This is a genomic window from Streptomyces canus (assembly GCF_030815415.1).
Lineage (GTDB): Bacteria > Actinomycetota > Actinomycetes > Streptomycetales > Streptomycetaceae > Streptomyces > Streptomyces canus_F.
Genome location: NZ_JAUSWW010000001.1, coordinates 461,976 through 479,470, shown reverse-complemented (window position 1 = coordinate 479,470; position 17,495 = coordinate 461,976). Strand labels below are relative to the sequence as shown.

Sequence of the window (17,495 nt, the reverse complement as noted above, 5' to 3'; positions counted from 1 at the left end):
GTGCCGTGGGTTACTTGCAGAACGGCTTCTTGCCCATGGCGGACTCGATGCCGCCGAGGATGAGCTTCTGGAACTCGGCGGCGCCGGGGTAGGAGCCGTCGGTGGTGAAGTCCTTGGCGTCGTGGCCCAGCGTGGTGAGCCAGGCCCGCCCGCCGTCGTAGTACTGGCACCAGGCGACGGGATGGTCGTCTCCGTGACCGGGGTGGTGGTAGTTGCCGGCCACTCCCTTGGCCAGGGTGCTCTCGTCGACCTCGGCGAGCACCCGCACCCGGCTGGGCGCGGGGACGAGGTTGTACCACTCGTCGGTGAAGGTCCAGGTGCGGGGCAGATCCTTGGTGGAGGTGTCCTTGCGGTTCACGGTGAGCACGGTGCCGGACTGCTCGGGACCGTGGTCGTAGAAGTTGGCGCCGCCCAGCAGACCTTCGTACCAGGGCCAGTTGTACTCGGTGCCGAAGGCGTTGTGGATGCCGACGAAGCCTCCGCCGCCGCGGACGTACTGGCGCAGGGAGGTCTGTGCGGCGTCGTCGAGGGTGTCGCGGCTGGTGGAGAAGAAGGCGACCGCGTTGTACCGGAACAGAGCCGCGGGGGAGGAGAGTTGGGAGACGTCCTCGGTGTAGTCGACCTGGAAGCCGTTGTCCGCGCCGAGCTTGACGACTGCGTTCTGGACGACGTTCGAGGCGGTCAAGGTCGGGTTGAGGCCCATGCCCAGGGCGGGGCCGAGGTTGGCGTGCCGGGGGCCGGCGGTGCGGGTGTAGAGGAGGATCTTGTGGCCCTGGGAGGCGTCGAAGTTGCCCCAGTCGTGATAGCAGCGGGCGTCGACACCCCGGCATACGCCGTAGTCGGGATCGCCGAGCTCCTGGGCGCCCACGCCGAGTCGGCCCTGGGCCATGCTCAGGGTGCTGGTCAGGAGCAGGGCGACTGCGGCCGCAGCGGCGGCCAGCGCCGCGTGGATCGGCTTGAAGCGCTGCATGTTTGCTGCCCTCCGGTTCACTGGACGACGATCTTGCCGGTGCTCTGCGGGGCGATCGGGTCGTTGTAGAAGAACTCGCCGGCCGTGTCGAAGGTGTGCGTGTACGACTGGCCCGGCATGAGCAGGCCCGTGTCGAACTCGGCCTCGAAGAAGGCCACGGCACCGTGGGCGGACTTGTTGTCCGACGGGTTGGTGAAGGTGACCGTGGTGCCCTTGGCGACGGTCAGGTGCTGCGGGGCCATGGCGTTCTGGGCGACCAGGTTCTCCGTCGCTCCCGGCGCGTTCTTGGAACTGTCCCAAGTGCGGCCCAGAGTCACGGTGTTGTTCGCGACGGCGCCGGTGACGGCGACCGCGCGGATCTGGTTGCGGCGGGACGGGGGAGTGGGAGCCGTGGCCGGTCCGACGGTGCCCCCCAGCTTGAACGCCCACAGGTGGTCGCCCTTGGGGACGTCCGGGTACGGCAGCCCGTTGCCGCCTGCCAGGACGGCGACGTACTGCTCGCCGTCGATCTCGTACGTCAGCGGGCTCGTGTTGACCCCGGCCCCGCACTGCCAGCTCCACAGCCGGCGCCCGTCCCGGTCGTCGAGGGCGGTGAGCACCCCGTCCGGGCGGCCCTGGAAGAGGAGGCCGCCCGCGGTGCTCAGGATGCCGTTGCCGTGGGCCAGCGACCAGTCGCCCTCTTGCCGCCAGGCCACGGTGTTGGTGCGCGGGTCGACGGCCGCGAGCCCTCCGGCGAAGTACTCGCCCAGCGGGCGGGCGGTGTTGACGCGGCCGCCGTGGGTGTTGGAGTAGGCGGAGTTGATCAGCCCGTAGCCGACGTAGACCAGGCCTGTGCGGTGGCTGAAGGAGGGGAAGGCCCAGTCGGCGCCACCGCCCGCGCCGGGGAAGATGATGGTGGCGCGGTCCCAGTGAACCTCGTAGATGCCGCCGGTCGGGTAGAAGGGCACCGGGCGGGTGGCCTTGTCCAGGCGGGGTTCGGTCTCGACGAACGGTTCGCCGCCGGGGAAGGGCTGGGTCGGTGCGGTCTTCTGCGCCGCGTGTTGGGGGACCGGGCGTTCCTCGATGCCGTGCACGGGTTCACCGGTGGCGCGGTCGAGGATGTAGTACATGCAGGTCTTGCTGCCGTAGACGACGACCTTGCGCTTCTTGCCCTTGATCAGCAGGTCGGCGAGGACGGGCGGCATGACGTTGTCGTAGTCCCAGATGTCGTGGTGGACGGACTGGAAGTGCCAGCGCCGTTCGCCCGACTTGGCGTCGAGGGCGACGAGGCAGTTGGCGAACAGGTTGTCACCGCCGCGGGTGGAGCCATCGGTGCGGGGATAGGGATTGCCGAACGCCCAGTAGACCAGGCCGAGTTCAGGGTCGACGGCGGGGTGGATCCAGCAGACGGCACCGCCCGTCTTCCAGGTGTCGCCCTCCCAGGTGTCGTGGCCGTACTCGCCGGGGCCGGGGGTGCCCCAGAAGGTCCAGACGAGCTCGCCGGTGGAGGCCTTGAGTGCGTAACCGCGCCCCCGGGCCCCGGCCGTACTGCCCTCGGTGCCGATGTAGATGAGTCCGTCCCAGTACACGACGGCGCCGGCCAGTCCGCCCTTGCTGCCCCCGCACTGCCCGCTTTCGGGGTCGCAGCCCGGGTCGCCCTGGTCCTCGACCAGCAGTTCGCGGGTCCAGGCGACGGCGCCGGTCTTCTGGTCGAGGGCGTACACCAGGTTGGAGCCGGAGATGGTGAAGGCCAGGCCTTCGCCCAGGGCGATGCCGCGCATGTTGGTGGTGTCGGTGCCGACGTTCGTCTTCCAGCGGACCTGGCCGGTCCGGCCGTCGATGGCGAAGACATTCTGCTGGGTGGTGGCGAGGTAGAGCACGCCGTCCTGCGCGATGACCGCGCACTGCTGGGAGCTGCTGGTGGAGCCGTTCTCCAGGTTGATGTGCCAAGTGCCGCCCAGCTGGCGGACGTTGTCGGTGGTGATGCGCTTGAGGGACGAGTAGTTGTGGTTGCCGAGGTTGCCGCCGGCCTTGGGGAAGTTACGGCCCGTGGCCGGGTGTGCCTGGGCCGGTACCGGGCGGGCCAGAGCTTCGGCGGCCTGCGCGGGGGGAGCGGCGAGCACGCCTGCCGTCGTCGCGGTGCCGGCGGCCGCCGAGGTGAGAAAGCTGCGTCTGTCCATGATCCCTCACTTCTTCGTGGCATGAACCTGACCAGTCCGTACGGCATGGGGGCCGCTGGACTGAGAGGGGGAGGGAGTGGCATTGGTGCGGATCTTGGTCCGCTGTACGGTTTCTGAAACCCGTATGATGGTTGCCCGATTGGCAGTTAGCTACGTTAGGCAGGCGTCACGTGTGTGACAAGAGTCGGGGCGTCGATCGTTCAGATGTCTTCGGAAGCCGGCAGCCGTGCCGGCATGATGCTGCGGGGGATGGGGCCCTTGTTGCGGCGCCCCTGACCGGTCTCCTCCCAGGCGTGGGCGAGCACTCCCACGCTCCGGCTGAGCACGAACAGGCCGCGTGCGAGCGGCGCGGGAAAGCCCAGTTCGGCGTAGATGACGGCGGTGGCTCCGTCGATGTTCATCGGTACGGGACGTGCGCCGGCGCGGCGCAGCCGTAGCAACTCCTCCACGGCGAGGGCAGCCTGTAGGAACTCGCCTTTCACCACGCCGTCGGCCACCGCCTCGTGAACGAGGTCCAACAACGGGTCGCGGCGCGGGTCCACGGGGTGGAAACGGTGGCCGAAACCGGGCAGATAGCGTGAGCGGCTCTGCCAGTCCGCCGTCACCTCGCGGGCCGCGTCAGGCCAGTGCGCGCCCGCGTCGTGCCGGGCCCGGATGTCGTCGAGCATCTCCACGCACTGCTGTCCGGCCCCGCCGTGCGAGTCGCCGAGCAGGTTGACGCCGGTGGCGACGGCGTTGTTGAGGCCGACTCCGCAGGTGGCGGCCATGCGGGCGGCGGCGATCGAGGGGGCCTGCGGGCCGTGGTCGACGCCGGCGACCAATGCGGCCTCGAGCAGCGCGGACTGACGGGGCGTCGGCAGATCGCCGCGCAGCAGGAGCCAGATGACGTCGACCAGGCCCGTGGTGCCGATGAGCTCCTGGACGGGCCGGTCGCGCAGCTCGATGCTCCCCGGCTCGATGTGGCTGACGGCGGTGGCCCACCAGAGAGCCGCCTCGTCCTGGGACGCGGTCATGACGCGGCCGCCTCCTCGGTGGTCCATCGGCGGGCGAGCTGCTCCCGCTCGTGGTTGTGCTGGCCGAGCAGGGGCGGGGGAGAGGGAGGCGTGAGGGCTTCGCCGTCGAGGAGCACGCCGTTGCCCATGACCCTGAGCTTGTGTCCCGCCCGCCCGGGGTGCTCCAGCTCGGTCACGAACCGCCGGTGTTCCAACTGTGGTTGCCCGAGGGCCTGCGGCACCGTGAGCACACGTGCGGCGGGCACCCCGGCGGCGTTCAGCTCGCGCTCCCAGTCCGCGGCCGGGCGCGTGGCCAGGGCGTCGTTTAGGGCGGCGTTCAACTCGCCGCGGTGCAGCTTGCGTTGCTCGCGCTCCCTGAAGCGGGGATCCGAGACGAGTTCCTCCGCGCCCACCAGCCGGCAGAGCGTCTCGAACTGGCGTTGCTGGTTGGCGGCGATGTTGAGCGGCCCGTCGAGGGCGTGAAAGGTGCCGGAAGGCGCGGCCGTTGCGTTCTGGTCGCCGAGTGGCTCGGGTGCCACCCCGCTGACCAGGTAGTTGGACACGGCCCAGCCCATGGCGGACAGCGACGCCTCCAGCATGGAGACATCCAGCCTGGTGCCCCGCCCGGTGCGCTCGCGTTGCAGCAGGGCTGCGCTGATGGCGAGCGCCGCCATCAGCCCGCCGGTCGTGTCGCAGACGGGGAAACCGACGCGCTGCGGTGCCGTCTCGGGCGTGCCGGTGACGCTCATCATGCCGGTCAGCCCCTGGATGATCTGGTCGTACGCCGGTACGTCGCTCATCGGGCCGGTGTGGCCGAAGCCGGAGATGGAGCAGTAGACGAGGCGTTCGTTGAGCGCGGCGAGGTGCTCGGAGTCGTAGCCCATCCGGGCCAGCACGCCCGCCCGGAAGTTCTCCAGCAGGACATCGGCGCCCGCGAGCAGATCTTCGAACAGGGTCCGGTCGGCCATGTCCTTGAGGTCCAGCTCCAGGGACTTCTTGCCGGCGTTCTGGGCTAGGAAGGAGGCCCCGACCCCGTCCCGGTTGAGGGAGGGATCGGGGCCCAGGCTGCGGGCCAGGTCGCCCTGGCCGGGGCGTTCGATCTTGACCACTTCGGCGCCCAGCAACATCAACTGGTAGCTGCAATAGGGGCCGGCCAGGACGTTCGTCAGATCGAGGACGCGGATTCCGTCAAGCGGGCGGACGTGCATGTGACGTCTCCTTCCGGGCGCCGGCAGAGCGGCGCCGGCGACTGTGTCAGGCGGGCGGCCCCAGGGGATGGTCGAATCCCTGTGACGCGATGCGTGCCGCCACTTGGGCCAGGTCCTCGGCGAACTCCCCGGTGAGCCGGTCGGGGATGCGGGCGCTCGGGCCGCTGAGCGAGAGCGAGGCGACCACCACGCCCGAGTGCGTGCGGATGGGTACGGCGACGGCGGTGAGGCCGACGTCGCGCTCGCCGTGGCTGACGGCGTAGCCGCGCGTCTCGGCCTCCTCGGCCCAGTGCCGCAACTGCTCGATGTGCGCCACTCCGTGCGGGGAGTCGGCGGCGACCCGTTGCAGCAGGCCGTCGGTCGCCCCGACCAGGAGCACCTTGGACGAGGCTCCCGCCCACAGGGGCAGTTCGTCGCCGACCCGCACCACATGCCGCAGTGGCTGGGGGCTCTCCTGCTGGGCGACGCACACCCGGTGGATGTCACGGCGGATCATCAGGTTCGCGGTCTCGCCCCGGCGTTCGGCGAGTTCGCGCAGCAGCTTCTGGGTGTCGGGGGGCAACTCCCAGCTGGTATGCGCCAGATGGGCCCAGCGCCACAGGCCGGGTCCGGCGGTGTAACCGCCCGGTGTGGCCCACAGCAGTCCGTACTGCTCCAGGGTCTGCACGAGGCGCACCACGGTCGTCTTGGGAAGGCCGGTGGCCTCGACCATGTCCCGGAGCGGGACGGCGGGTTGATCCTCGGTCAGCAGCGACAGGATGTCCAGAGCCCGGCGCACACTCCGCACTCCGCCCTGGCCTTGGTCCGCGTCCACGGGGGTCTCCTTCGCGAGTCGGCGAACAAGCCGGTACCGCCCGGCGAACGGGCACCGGCACCTGGGGCGACAGCTTCCACCAGTCCAGGGCCCGGGGCGAACCGACGGCCTCAACTTCCTTGTGCCCGGCCTCTTGTCACGGCCTCCCGGCCGCCCGTACGTTACACGCCAACCCGCACAGCAGTCCATGAAAACCACCTGATGGTTTCTCTGGAGGGGTAATGCTGCAAGACCTTCTCAAAGCCGCCGACGGAAGCGACCCCGTCGACGTGCCCTCCTTCGTCTCGGGTTCCTGGGGCGGCGAGGGCCCGCCCCTCGACCGCACCGGCCCCTACCTGCGGCGCACGGTCAGCCGGGCCCCCACGGCGACCGCCGCCGAGCTCGACCACGCCCTCACCCGGGCCCGCGGCTACGCCCCGCAGATCGCCTCGCTGGCACCGGCCGCCCGCGCGGAGATCCTGGAGACGGCCTCCCGGACGGCCACGGCCCACCGCGACCGACTCGCCCGCCTCCTCGCCCTCGAACTCGGCAAACCCCTCAAGGACAGCCGCACCGAGATCGACCGCGTGGCCTCCACACTCGCCGTCTGCGCGGCCGAGGCCCGCCGCATCGACGGCGAGAACCTGCCGTCCGCCGGCTGGCCGACCGGCATCGGCAACACCGCCCTCACCTACCGCGCCCCGGCCGGAGTGGCGCTGGCCATCACCCCGTTCAACGCCCCGGCCAACCTCCTCGCCCACAAACTCGGAGCGTCCTTCGCGGCCGGCAACACCACCCTCGTCAAAGCACCACCACAAGCCCCGGCCGCCTCCGCCGCCGTGATCGCCCTCCTCCTCGACAGCGGCCTGCCCCACCAGGCGGTCCAACTCCTGCACGGCGGCGGCGAGACCGGCGCCGCGCTCTGCGCCGCCGACGAGGTGGACGTCATCAGCTTCACCGGCAGCGCCGCCACTGGGAACGCCGTGGCCCGCGCCGCCGGAGCCAAACGCCTCGCCCTCGAACTCGGCGGCAACGCGGCCACGATCGTCTGCGAGGACGCCGACCCGTCGCATGCGGCTGCCGTCTGTGCCCGAACCGGCTACAGCAACTCCGGCCAGAGCTGCATCTCCGTCCAGCGCGTCTACGTGCACCGCGCCAACTACCCGGCATTCCTCGACGCGTTCACCGCCGCCGTCGACGCGCTCGTCGTCGGCGACCCCTTCGACGACACCACCGACGTCGGCTCGATGGTCGACGAGGTGGCCGCCGAGCGTGTGGTGGAGTGGTCCAAGGAGGCCGCACGGCTGGGCGCGACGGTCGTCCGCGGAGGCACGCGGGACGGCGCCACCGCCGCCCCCACCATCGTCGCCGACCCGCCGCGCACCGCCTCGGTCGTCGTGCACGAGGTGTTCGGCGCGCTCGTCGCCGTCATGCCCTACGACGACTTCGACGCCGTGCTCGACGAGTGCAACGCCAGCCGGTACGGCCTCCAGGCGGGCCTGTTCACCCACGACATCACCCGCATCGTGACCGCCTGGCGGCGTCTGGAGGTGGGCGGGCTGATCGTGAACGGTTCCTCCAACTTCCGCCTGGATCATGTCCCGTTCGGCGGGGTGAAGGACTCCGGCTTCGGCCGCGAGGCACCCCGCTGGCTCATCGACGACTACACCGTCGTCAAAACCCTCGTGCTGCGCGGCCTGTCCCCCTGGGGCGACCTGCGCGAGCTGCCGAAGGAGACCCCGTGACCACCGTGACCGCGGCCGAGGCCCTCGTCACCCAACTCCGGTCCTACGGCGTCGAGTACGTCTTCGGCACCTGCGGCCACACCAACATCGCCCTCCTCGACGCCCTCGGCCCGAGCCCCGTCGAGTTCGTCATCGCCCGCCACGAACAGGCCGCCGCCCACGCGGCCGACGGCTACGCCCGGGCCACCGGCCGCCCCGGAGTCCTGCTCACCCACGTCGGCCCCGGCATGATGAACGCCGTCACCGGCGTCGCCACCGCCGCCCTCGACTCCATACCGCTCGTCGTGATCAGCGGCGACATCCCCTCGTACTACCACGGCCGCCATCCGCACCAGGAGGTCAACCTCCACGCCGACGCCGACCAGAGCGCCATCTACCGCCCCTTCACCAAGCGCACCTGGCACGTCCAGCGCGTCCAGGACCTGGGCAGGGCCACCGAGCGCGCCTTCTGGACCGCGACCAGCGGCCGGCCTGGAGCCGTCCTCGTCAACGTCCCCATGGACCTCTTCAACCGCCGGGTGCAGCCCTACGACCATCCCCTGCCTGTCCACCTGGGCCGCCCCGGCCTGGACGAACCCACAGCCGGCCGCATCGCCGAATCGCTCCTGGCGGCGGAGCGTCCCCTGGTGTACTTCGGCGGCGGCATCCGCGACCCCCGCGCCCGCACCGCCCTCCTCGACCTGGCCGAACACCTCGACATCCCGCTCGCCCACTCCCTCATGGGCAAGGGCGTGCTGCCGGACCGGCACCCCCTGCTGCTGGGCATGCCGGGGTTCTGGGGTGTGCAGAGCACCCACGAGCACACCAAGGGCGCGGACGTCGTCCTCGCCGTGGGCACCCGCTTCGCCGAGACGGACGCCAGCTCCTGGGAGAGCGCGTACACCTGGAACTTCCCGCCCAGCCGGCTGATCCAGATCGACCTCGACCTGGCCGAGATCGGCCGCAACTACCCGGTGGAGACAGGGGTGGTGGCGGACGCGGGGCTCGCCCTCGAGGCGATCACGGCCGCCGTCCGCGCGCGGCGGAGCACCCCGCTCACACGCCCCGGACTGCGCGAAAGCATTGCCGTCGCCCGCCGCACGGTCTTCGACGAGGCGCGGGAGGCCGGCCGCAGCGACGACTTCCCGCTCCGCCCTCAGCGCATCCTCGCCGACCTGCGCGACGCCCTTCCCGAGGACGCCGTCCTCGTCACCGACGTCGGCTGGAACAAGAACGGCGTCGCCCAGTGCTACGAACTCCCCGACCAGGGCCGCTTCATCACCCCCGGCGGCGCTTCCACCATGGGCTTCGGCCCGGCCGCCGCCGTCGGCGTCCAGATCGCCCAACCCGACCGCGTCGTCGTGGCGTTGATCGGTGACGGCGGGATGAGCGCCCAACTCCCCGCGCTGCCCATGGCGGTGGAGCAGGGAGCCCCCGTCATCTTCGTGGTGATGAACAACCGCGCCCACGGCACCATCGCCGACCTCCAGGCCGGCGCCTTCGGACGGTCGTACGGCTGCGAGTTCACCGACCCCGAAGGCCGCCCGTACAGCCCGGACTTCGCCCGCTACGCCGAGGCCTGCGGCGCCGACGGCCACGTCGTCGCCACCCCCGCCGATCTCGGCAAGGCCCTGGCGGATGCGATCGCCCGGCGCCGGCCCGCCGTGATCGACGTACCGATGGTGAACGAGCCGGTGCCCACCCCGGGGCACTGGAACATCAAGGACATCTACGCAGGCAACTTCCCTGCCGACACCACCTGATCCGCCCCCACCGGGCCAGAGGTACGGCCGCCATGCCCCTCACCCACTCCTCGTCCTCCATGAGGTGACCACCATGAACCGCTCCCTCAGGCCTGTGGCCCCCCTGTTCGTCACGCTCGTCGCACTGGCCGCGTGCAGTGCACCAGGAGACTCCGGCAGCGACGACGCGGGGTCCGACTCGGGCCCCATCAAGATCGCCGTCGTCGACGCCCGCAGCGGCCAGCTCTCGTCGCTGGGCGACTGGGAGTGGAAGGGCGCCAAGCTCGCCGTCGACGAGTGGAACAAGAAGGGCGGCATCGACGGCCGCAAGATCCAGATCAAGTCCTTCGACGACCAGGGCGACCCGACCATCGGGACCAACCTGGCCCGGAAGATCGCCGGCGAGAAGTACATCGCCATGATCGGTACAGCGGAGAGCGCGGTCACCATCGCCATGGCCCCGGCGCTGAAGCAGGCGAAGATCCCCAACATCACCTCGGGCCAGGCCGACGCGCTGGTGGAGCAGAAGAGCGAGTTCCTCTTCCTCAACGGGCCCACCAGCACCACGTACGACACGACGTTGGCGAAGTACCTGGTCCAGGACAAGGGCTTCAAGAAGATCGCGGTGATCACCAACAACGGTTCGTTCGGCAAGGGCGAGCACGACGCGTTCTCCAAGGCCGCGAAGGACCTCGGCATCACCCCGGTCACCGACCAGGTCGTGACCACCGACCAGAAGGACTTCAGCGCCGCCCTGAGCACCATCCGCTCCAAGAAGCCGCAGGTGATCTTCATCGGCTCGGAGGAGGTGGAAGCCGGGCTCATCGTCAAGCAGGCCCGTGACCTCGGCATCACCGCCCCGTTCGCGGGCGCGGCCCCGCAGGGCACCCCGGTCTTCATCGACACGGCCGGCAAGGCGGCCGTCGAGGGCACCATCGTCAGCTCGCCCTACCTCGGCAACGACACCAGCCCCGCCGCCCAGAAGTTCGCCGCCGCCTACAAGGCCGCCTACGGCGAGGACGCCGAACTCCACGGAGCCAAGGCCTACGACGGCACGAACATCCTGCTCACCGCGCTCAAGAGCAGCGGTGTCGCCACCGGCAAGGAACTGGCCGACGCGATCCGCGCCACCCAGTACGACGGGCTCCTCGGACGGTTCTCCTACGGCGCCGACGGCGTCGGGATCACCCAGACCAGCATCGGTGTCATCCAAGACGGCAAGCTCGTCGCGCAGAAGTGAGACGGACGTGCAGGAAACCTTCCAGACCCTTGTCGGCGGCCTCAGCCTCGGGGCCGTCTACGCCCTGGTCGCGATGGGCTTCTCCCTGGTGTATCGCACCATGGGACTGGTCAACTTCGCCCACGCGGACATCGCGATGATCGGCGCGTACGCCGCCTCCACCTTCTACCTCACCGCCCACCTCCCCTTCGTCGTGGCCATGGCGGCGGCCATCGTGATCACCGGGGCGATCGGCCTGGTCATCGAACGCGCACTGCGGCCGCTGGAGAACAAGGACTTCGACCTGATGCTGATCGGCACGATCGGCTTCGGCATCGTCCTGCAGGCCGTGGCCATCCTCATCTGGGGGACGACCGGCCGCGCGGTACCGTCCCCGCTGCGTGCCGCCCCGCTGGACATCTTCGGGGTCCGCGTGCGGACGTACGACCTCCTGGTCATGGGCGTCACTGCGATCGCGGTCGTCGCTCTCGCCTTCTTCCTCTCCCGCACCAAACGCGGGGCCGCCATGCAGGCGGTGGCCATGGACCACGAAGCGGCCACCGCCGTCGGCATCGACGTCGGCCGCAGCAACGCCCTGGCCTTCGCCATCGGCGCGGGCCTCGCCGCTCTCGCCGGCGGCCTGGTCGGTCCCATGCTCTACGTCGACGCCTCGCTCGGCGGTGCCCTGGGCATCAAGGGCTTCGCCGCGGCCATGCTCGGCGGCTTCGGCTCCATCCCCGGCGCCGTGGTCGGCGGTGTCGCCATCGGTGTCCTCGACTCGTACGCCGCGGGCCACTTCCAGGGCTACTCGGTCCTGGTGACCTTCCTCGTCTTCACCGCGGCGATCATGATCCGCCCGACGGGCATCTTCGGCGAGAGGACGGTGAGCCGCGCGTGAAGTCCCGAATCGCCATCGTGGGCGCGGTACTGGTCGCGGCCTGGGCCCTGCCCTACGGTCTGGGCGGCTACAGCATCCATGTCGTCGACATCGCCCTCATCTACGCCCTGCTCGCGCTCGGCATGGGTTTGGCCATGGGCGTCTCCGGCCAGATCAACCTCGCCCAGGTCGCCTTCTTCGGCGTCGGCGCGTATGTGGTCGCGATCCTCACGACCCACAATGGCTATGGCTTCTGGGCGGCCTCCGTCCTCGCGGTGTTCGCCACGGTCGCCGCCGGGCTGCTGGTCGGCATCCCCGCCCTGCGCATGCAGTCCCACTACCTGGGCATCGTCACCCTCGGCCTGGCGCTCGGCTTCATCAACTGGATCACCAACGCGGACATCAGCGGCGGTGCGGACGGCATCTCCGGAGTTCCGGTGCCGTCCCTGCCCGGCATCGACCTCTCCAGCGAGTACCTCTACTACTACCTGGAAGCCGTCGTGTTCGGGGCCGGGCTCGTCTTCGGTCTCTTCGTCGTCCACACCTCGCTCGGCCGCCGCCTGCGCGCGATGCGCGACGACGCCCTCGCCGCCGGGGCGATGGGCGCGGAGATCCCGCTGCTGAGGATGACGGCGTTCCTGCTGGCCAGCCTGTACGGCGGGGCCGCCGGGGTCCTTTACGCCGGACTCATCCGCTACGTCGCCCCCGAGACCTTCTCCATCGGCAACATGTTCATCCTGCTGGCCATGGTCATCATCGGCGGCCGGCGCTCCCTGGTCGGCTGTGTGGTGGGCGCGATCGGGCTCACGCTCATCCGGGAGTGGCTCTCGGACTTCTCGACGTACGCCCAGCTCGGCTACGGCGTCGTTGTGGTCCTCATGGTCGTCTTCGCGCCGACCGGACTGGCAGGCGTGCCCGTCAGGCTGCGCGACCTGTATGAACGCCGACGCGGCCGCAGCGTGGCGCGCGCGGAGCTACGACCGTTCGTCCCGTACGACCCCACGCCTCAACCTCCGCATCCGGAAAAGCTGTTGACGATCGATGCGGTCAGCAAGGACTTCCGTGGCCTGCGTGCACTGGACGGCGTCTCACTGCACGTGGAAGCGGGCGAGATTCGCGGCATCGTCGGGCCCAACGGCTCAGGAAAGACGACCCTGTTCAACGTCATCAGCGGCTTCTACCGTGCCACGGCGGGCGACGTGAGCTTCGCGGGTGCGGGCATCACGACGGCCCGCACCTATCGCCTCTCTCTCGCGGGCATGGCTCGCACCTTCCAGAACCTGCGTCTGTTCGGCCAGTTGACGGTCCGTGAGAACATCCTCGTCGCCCTGGACCGCACCCACACCCACGCCATGTGGCAGTACGCGGTGTGGCAGCCCGGCGTGATCCGCCACGAACGGCAACTGCGCGAACGGGCCGGAGAGATCCTCGACCGCTACGGCCTCGCCGACTTCGCGGACGCCGCCCCGACCTCGCTGCCGTACGGCATCCAGCGGCGCATCGAGATCGCCCGCGCCATGGCAGCCGGGCCCCGGCTGCTACTGCTGGACGAGCCAGCGGCCGGTCTGAACGGTGAGGAGGTCCAGCAGCTCATCCGGATCGTGCGGTCCATCCGAGACAGTGGAACGACCGTGGTGCTCATCGAACACAACATGGGGCTCGTGATGTCCCTGTGCGAGAAGGTGACCGTACTCTCCAGCGGGAAGGTCATCGCCGAGGGGACACCGAGCGAGGTCGTGGCCTCCCCGGAAGTCATCGAGGCGTATCTGGGCGACTCCGAGCTTTCCCAACTCGGCCGGGACACAACCGAGTCGGCCCCCCGGCCGAAGGAGGCCACCTCGTGAAGACCGTCGAGACCCGCACCGCCGAGAAGCTCACGGTGCGCGATCTGAGCGTCCACTACGGAGGTGTCTGCGCGGTGCGCTCCATCGGGTTCACCGTCGCGCCCGGCGAGTCCGTGGGCATCATCGGCGCCAACGGAGCCGGCAAGACCTCCACCCTGAAGGCACTGATGGGGCTCGTGCCCCGCAGCGGTGGGAGCATCACCCTGGGGGAGCGGGACCTGACCCGGGTCAAGGCCCGCGACATGGTGCGACACGGCATCGGCTACGTTCCCGAGGGGCGGCACGTCTTCCCCGGGCTGCCGGTGCGGAAGAACCTGCTGCTCGGAGCGTACTCACGGGCCTGGGACCAGGAGAGCCGCCAACAGCTCGACGAGGTCTACGAGTTGTTCCCCGTGCTCGGCGAGATGGGCGACCGGCTGGCCGGCGCCCTCTCGGGCGGGCAGCAGCAGATGCTCGCCATCGGGCGGGCCCTGATGGCCCGCCCCCGGTTGCTGGTCCTCGACGAACCCTCCATGGGGCTGTCGCCGAAGCTGGTCGGGAGCATTTTGGACGTCCTGCTGAAGCTGCGTGAGGAGGGGCTGAGTCTGCTGCTGGTCGAGCAGAACGCCAAGCTGACCTTCGGTGCCACCAGCCACTGCCTGGTCATGGAGAACGGCGAGGTGGCCATGAACGGCACCTCCGCCGAGCTCAGCCACGACCCTCGGGTCAGGGAGGTGTACCTGGGGCTGTGAGGTAGGCGACGACCATGTCGCCGAGCATCGCGCGATGACGTTCACGGTCGCCCGCGTCGAGCAGGTCGACCCCGAACAGGGTGGCGAACGTGTGCCGGTTCGCGACCCTGAAGAAGCAGAACGAACTGATCAGCGCGTGCAGACTCACCGCGTTCACGTCGCTGCGGAACAGGCCGCACTCACGGCCGGCGAGCAGGATCCGCTCGATGACCGCCAGCACCGGTGCGTTGAGCGCGGAGAGCTGCTTGGCCGCGCCGACCAGGTGCTCCGCCTCGTGGATGTTCTCGATGCAGACGAGCCTGATGAAGTCCGGGTGGGCCTCGTGATGGTCGAAGGTCAGGTCCGCGAGGCGCCGGATCGCGCCCACAGGGCCCAACTCGCTGAGGTCCAGGACTTGTTCGGATCTGCGGATCTCGCTGTAGGCCCGCTTCAGGACCTCCGTGAACAGCCGCTCCTTGCTCTCGAAGTAGTAGTAGATCATCCGCTTGGTGGTCCGGGTGTGGTTGGCGATGTCGTCCATGCGGGCTCCGGTGAACCCGGCCCGCACGAACTCCGCAGTGGCCGCGTCGAGGATGTCCGCTCTGGTGCGGACCGCGTCGCGGACTCGGCAGGATGCTGGCAGCTCGGCAACCGACACTTCTGTCCCCCCACAGGGTTCCCCGGGACACATCCACGCTGATATTTATAACGAACTGGTTCGTACATTACTCTCGTGGAGCTGTCGTGGCCCAGGACTCGTACCTAGTCGGTCTCATCGGATCGGGCATCGGCCACTCGCTCAGCCCCGAGCTCCATGAGCGCGAGGCGGACCGCCAAGGCGTGCGCCACCTCTACCGTCTGGTGGACCTGAACGATCTGGGCATGCGGCCCGAGGACTCCTGGCGACTGGTCCGGGCCGCCGGCTCCTGCGGCTTCAACGGCCTGAATGTCACGCATCCGTGCAAGCAGCTCATCGTGCCTCACCTCGACGAACTGTCGGAGACCGCGGTGCGGCTGGGTGCGGTCAACACCATCGTGTTCACCTCCGACGGGCGGGCCATGGGGCACAACACCGACATCACCGGATTCCGCGCGGCATTCGTGCAGGGGTTGCCCGGTGCGCCGCTGCGGCACGTGGTGCAACTCGGCGCCGGGGGTGCCGGCTCCGCCGTCGCCCACGCCCTGCTCGATCTGGGCGTGGCCCGGCTCTCGATCGTGGATGCCGTAGCGGAGCGGGCCCATGCGCTGGTCAAGACGCTGAACAAGGAGTCCGGCGCGGAACGCGCCAAAGCCGTGCCTCTGGAGGCACTCGGCCCGGAACTTGCCGACGCGGACGGACTGGTGAACGCGTCACCGATCGGGATGACCACGCATCCGGGCCTTCCGCTGCCGGCCGACATGCTGCACGGCGGACTGTGGGTCGTGGACCTGGTGTACCGCCCCCTTGAAACGCCCCTGCTGCACGCTGCACGCATCCACGGGTGCCGGGTGCAGCACGGGGGCGGCATGCTCGTGCACCAAGCGGCGTACTCCTTCCGTGAGTTCACCGGGATCACGCCGAACACGTCCGCCATGCTGGCCGACTTCGCAGACCTGACGGCCGCGCCGCAGGCGCACACGTAGGCGAGCCGGGAGCAGGGCGTTCCGGCCGGGACCCCGGGGCGTGTCGCCATCCCGGTGGCGGCCGACTCCGATGAGGCGCGGGGCGCGGCCATGCGGCTGGTGGAGGACACCGCCTCGGTGACGCCTCGCACGTCTCCGCCACGGGTGGCCAGTGATTCGTGCTGGTCGCTGACCAGTGACCAGTTTCGGTACCTGTTCATGGCCGGCGCCCGCGGCGACGGCTGCTGGGTGGCGATCCCTTCCGTGATCGACCCGCGTGCGCGCCCGCACCCGCTGCCGAGCTTCCTTCAGTCGCTCAGGCTGCACGACGGTGGCGGATACGCGGTCGGCCGCACGTTCATCAGCGGTGGGGCGTGGCCGGGCAGCCCATTCGTGGACGTGGCCGAACGGCCGCGCCGCGACTCGGATTGGCGGGTGCATGAGATTCCCGTCGGCCACAACATCGCACGCCGCGATCCGAGTGGTCTTGCGGCAGTCCTCGGGGCGCTGTCGCCGACGGGTGGGGGTGCGTGACGCTGGTGCGCGGTCCTGTCGGGAGCAGGCGCTCAGCACGCCGACGTCGGGCTGCGGGGATCACTCGCGGGCGGTCGCGGTGGTGCTCATGTCCGCGTAGCGGGTGCCGGCCACCTGTGCCGCCAGTGGTTCGAGCGCGGAGAGTTCGGCCGCGGACAGGGTGAGTGCCGTCGCCGAGGTGTTTTCCCGCAGCCGGGAGGATCTGCGGGAGCCGGGTATGGGCACGACGGTGAGGCCGTGGACGCGGGACTGTCGGTGCAGCCAGGCCAGCGCGATCTGGGCGGGGGTTGCGGCGTGGTCCGCGGCGATCGCGCGGACGGTTTCGAGGAGCGTGTAGTTGGTGCGTGCGTCCTCGCCGGTGAACCGGGGCATCGTCAACCGGGCGTCGCCCGGGCTCAGTTCGCTGCTGTCAGGGAGCGCGCCGGTGAGCAGGCCACGGCCGAGGGGCGAGTACGCGACGAACGCCACGCCGAGTTCCGCGGCGGTGGGGACCGCCGATGTCTCGACGTCGCGGCTGAAGACCGACCACTCGGACTGCAAGGCGGTGATCGGGTGGACGGCGTGGGCCGCGCGCAGTTCGGGACCGGTCACCTCGCAGAGCCCCAAGTGATGGATCTTGCCCTCCTGGACGAGCTCCGCCATCGCGCCGACGGTTTCCTCCAGGGGGACCGAAGGGTCGCGACGGTGCGCGTAGTACAGGTCGATCGTGTCGATGCCGAGACGCTTGAGGCTTGCGTCGACGCACTGTCGGACGTAGGCGCGGTCGCCGCGGACCTGGGTCCAGGTCCGCTGGCCCGGCCGACGCACGATGCCGAACTTCGTGGCGAGGAAGGCCTGTTCGCGGTGGGCGCGGACGAAGGGGCCGAGGAGTACCTCGTTCTCGCCGTGTCCGTACAGGTCGGCGGTGTCGAACATGGTGACGCCCGCCTCGAGGGCGGCCTGCAGGGTCTCCTGCGCCTGGGCCGGTGCGCTGGGGCCGTAGAACTCGCTGAAGCCCATGCAGCCCAGGCCTTGGGCGCCTACTGACGGTCCGTTGGTGCCGAGGGGGACGACCGGGAGGGCGAGGGCAGGCATGGGCAGGGCTCTCCTCTTGTGTGGCGGTGGGTGGCCGGGAGGGCGCG

General features: G+C 70.1%; 15 protein-coding genes. 8 read left to right on the top strand and 7 right to left on the bottom strand.

The genetic code is table 11. The annotated features are described in order from the left end of the window. Window positions 1–10: 10 nt before the first annotated feature. The 5 genes from QF037_RS02200 to QF037_RS02180 all read right to left on the bottom strand — a co-directional run bounded on the left by QF037_RS02200 (window position 11) and on the right by QF037_RS02180 (window position 6,143). Entirely contained in the window at window positions 11–970 is a 960-nt protein-coding gene (locus QF037_RS02200) for a ThuA domain-containing protein (protein WP_307021250.1), read from the bottom strand. Window positions 971–987: 17 nt separating this feature from the next. Further along, on the bottom strand, window positions 988–3,129 hold the full coding sequence (locus tag QF037_RS02195; protein WP_307021248.1) for an outer membrane protein assembly factor BamB family protein: 2,142 nt from the start codon (window positions 3,127–3,129) through the stop codon (window positions 988–990). 200 nt (window positions 3,130–3,329) lie between these two features. Continuing rightward, window positions 3,330–4,142 carry a citryl-CoA lyase gene (locus QF037_RS02190; RefSeq protein ID WP_307021245.1) on the bottom strand — a complete coding sequence of 271 codons (813 nt, stop codon included), beginning with the start codon at window positions 4,140–4,142 and terminating at the stop codon, window positions 3,330–3,332. Then, the gene (locus tag QF037_RS02185) at window positions 4,139–5,329 is read right to left on the bottom strand and encodes a CaiB/BaiF CoA transferase family protein (RefSeq protein ID WP_307021242.1); all 1,191 of its coding nucleotides are present in this window, start codon (window positions 5,327–5,329) and stop codon (window positions 4,139–4,141) included. The genes QF037_RS02190 and QF037_RS02185 overlap by 4 nt, the downstream gene beginning before the upstream one ends. A 46-nt stretch (window positions 5,330–5,375) precedes the next feature. Next, on the bottom strand, window positions 5,376–6,143 hold the full coding sequence (locus tag QF037_RS02180; protein ID WP_307021241.1) for an IclR family transcriptional regulator: 768 nt from the start codon (window positions 6,141–6,143) through the stop codon (window positions 5,376–5,378). A 221-nt stretch (window positions 6,144–6,364) separates the two neighbouring features. Here QF037_RS02180 and QF037_RS02175 point away from each other — a divergent pair, with 221 nt between their 5' ends. The 6 genes from QF037_RS02175 (at window position 6,365) to QF037_RS02150 (ending at window position 14,259) form a co-directional block, all read left to right on the top strand. Next, window positions 6,365–7,867, top strand: a complete 1,503-nt coding sequence (locus QF037_RS02175; RefSeq protein ID WP_307021239.1) for an aldehyde dehydrogenase family protein — start codon at window positions 6,365–6,367, stop codon at window positions 7,865–7,867. Next, window positions 7,864–9,609: a thiamine pyrophosphate-binding protein gene (locus tag QF037_RS02170; protein WP_307021237.1), complete on the top strand. Its 1,746-nt coding sequence runs from the start codon at window positions 7,864–7,866 to the stop codon at window positions 9,607–9,609. Before QF037_RS02175 ends, QF037_RS02170 begins: the two co-directional genes overlap by 4 nt. Before the next feature lie 73 nt (window positions 9,610–9,682). Then, the gene (locus QF037_RS02165; RefSeq protein WP_307021235.1) at window positions 9,683–10,828 is read left to right on the top strand and encodes an ABC transporter substrate-binding protein; all 1,146 of its coding nucleotides are present in this window, start codon (window positions 9,683–9,685) and stop codon (window positions 10,826–10,828) included. A gap of 7 nt (window positions 10,829–10,835) precedes the next feature. Continuing rightward, entirely contained in the window at window positions 10,836–11,705 is an 870-nt protein-coding gene (locus tag QF037_RS02160; protein ID WP_307021232.1) for a branched-chain amino acid ABC transporter permease, read from the top strand. Beyond that, a complete protein-coding gene (locus QF037_RS02155) occupies window positions 11,702–13,528 on the top strand; it encodes a branched-chain amino acid ABC transporter ATP-binding protein/permease (RefSeq protein ID WP_307021230.1) in 1,827 nt (608 codons plus the stop codon). Before QF037_RS02160 ends, QF037_RS02155 begins: the two co-directional genes overlap by 4 nt. Further along, window positions 13,525–14,259 (top strand): ABC transporter ATP-binding protein, encoded by a 735-nt coding sequence (locus QF037_RS02150; RefSeq protein ID WP_307021228.1) that lies wholly within the window; start codon window positions 13,525–13,527, stop codon window positions 14,257–14,259. Before QF037_RS02155 ends, QF037_RS02150 begins: the two co-directional genes overlap by 4 nt. Here QF037_RS02150 and QF037_RS02145 read toward each other — a convergent pair. Then, window positions 14,234–14,896 carry a TetR family transcriptional regulator gene (locus QF037_RS02145; protein WP_307021226.1) on the bottom strand — a complete coding sequence of 221 codons (663 nt, stop codon included), beginning with the start codon at window positions 14,894–14,896 and terminating at the stop codon, window positions 14,234–14,236. The genes QF037_RS02150 and QF037_RS02145 overlap by 26 nt on opposite strands. An 86-nt stretch (window positions 14,897–14,982) precedes the next feature. Between QF037_RS02145 and QF037_RS02140 the strand changes: the two genes are divergently transcribed. Then, on the top strand, window positions 14,983–15,861 hold the full coding sequence (locus QF037_RS02140) for a shikimate dehydrogenase (protein WP_307021224.1): 879 nt from the start codon (window positions 14,983–14,985) through the stop codon (window positions 15,859–15,861). A 54-nt stretch (window positions 15,862–15,915) separates the two neighbouring features. Continuing rightward, entirely contained in the window at window positions 15,916–16,374 is a 459-nt protein-coding gene (locus tag QF037_RS02135) for a hypothetical protein (protein ID WP_307021222.1), read from the top strand. Window positions 16,375–16,434: 60 nt separating this feature from the next. On the opposite strand, the gene QF037_RS02130 is transcribed toward QF037_RS02135, so the two are convergent. Next, on the bottom strand, window positions 16,435–17,448 hold the full coding sequence (locus QF037_RS02130; protein WP_307021220.1) for an aldo/keto reductase: 1,014 nt from the start codon (window positions 17,446–17,448) through the stop codon (window positions 16,435–16,437). Between the last annotated feature and the right edge of the window lie 47 nt (window positions 17,449–17,495).

Coding starts and splice junctions, on each gene's coding strand:
- QF037_RS02185 (WP_307021242.1), bottom strand. CDS start 5,329: ATGCACGTCCGCCCGCTTGACGGAATCCGCGTCCTCGATCTGACGAAC.
- QF037_RS02190 (WP_307021245.1), bottom strand. CDS start 4,142: ATGACCGCGTCCCAGGACGAGGCGGCTCTCTGGTGGGCCACCGCCGTC.
- QF037_RS02200 (WP_307021250.1), bottom strand. CDS start 970: ATGCAGCGCTTCAAGCCGATCCACGCGGCGCTGGCCGCCGCTGCGGCC.
- QF037_RS02165 (WP_307021235.1), top strand. CDS start 9,683: ATGAACCGCTCCCTCAGGCCTGTGGCCCCCCTGTTCGTCACGCTCGTC.
- QF037_RS02195 (WP_307021248.1), bottom strand. CDS start 3,129: ATGGACAGACGCAGCTTTCTCACCTCGGCGGCCGCCGGCACCGCGACG.
- QF037_RS02175 (WP_307021239.1), top strand. CDS start 6,365: ATGCTGCAAGACCTTCTCAAAGCCGCCGACGGAAGCGACCCCGTCGAC.
- QF037_RS02130 (WP_307021220.1), bottom strand. CDS start 17,448: ATGCCTGCCCTCGCCCTCCCGGTCGTCCCCCTCGGCACCAACGGACCG.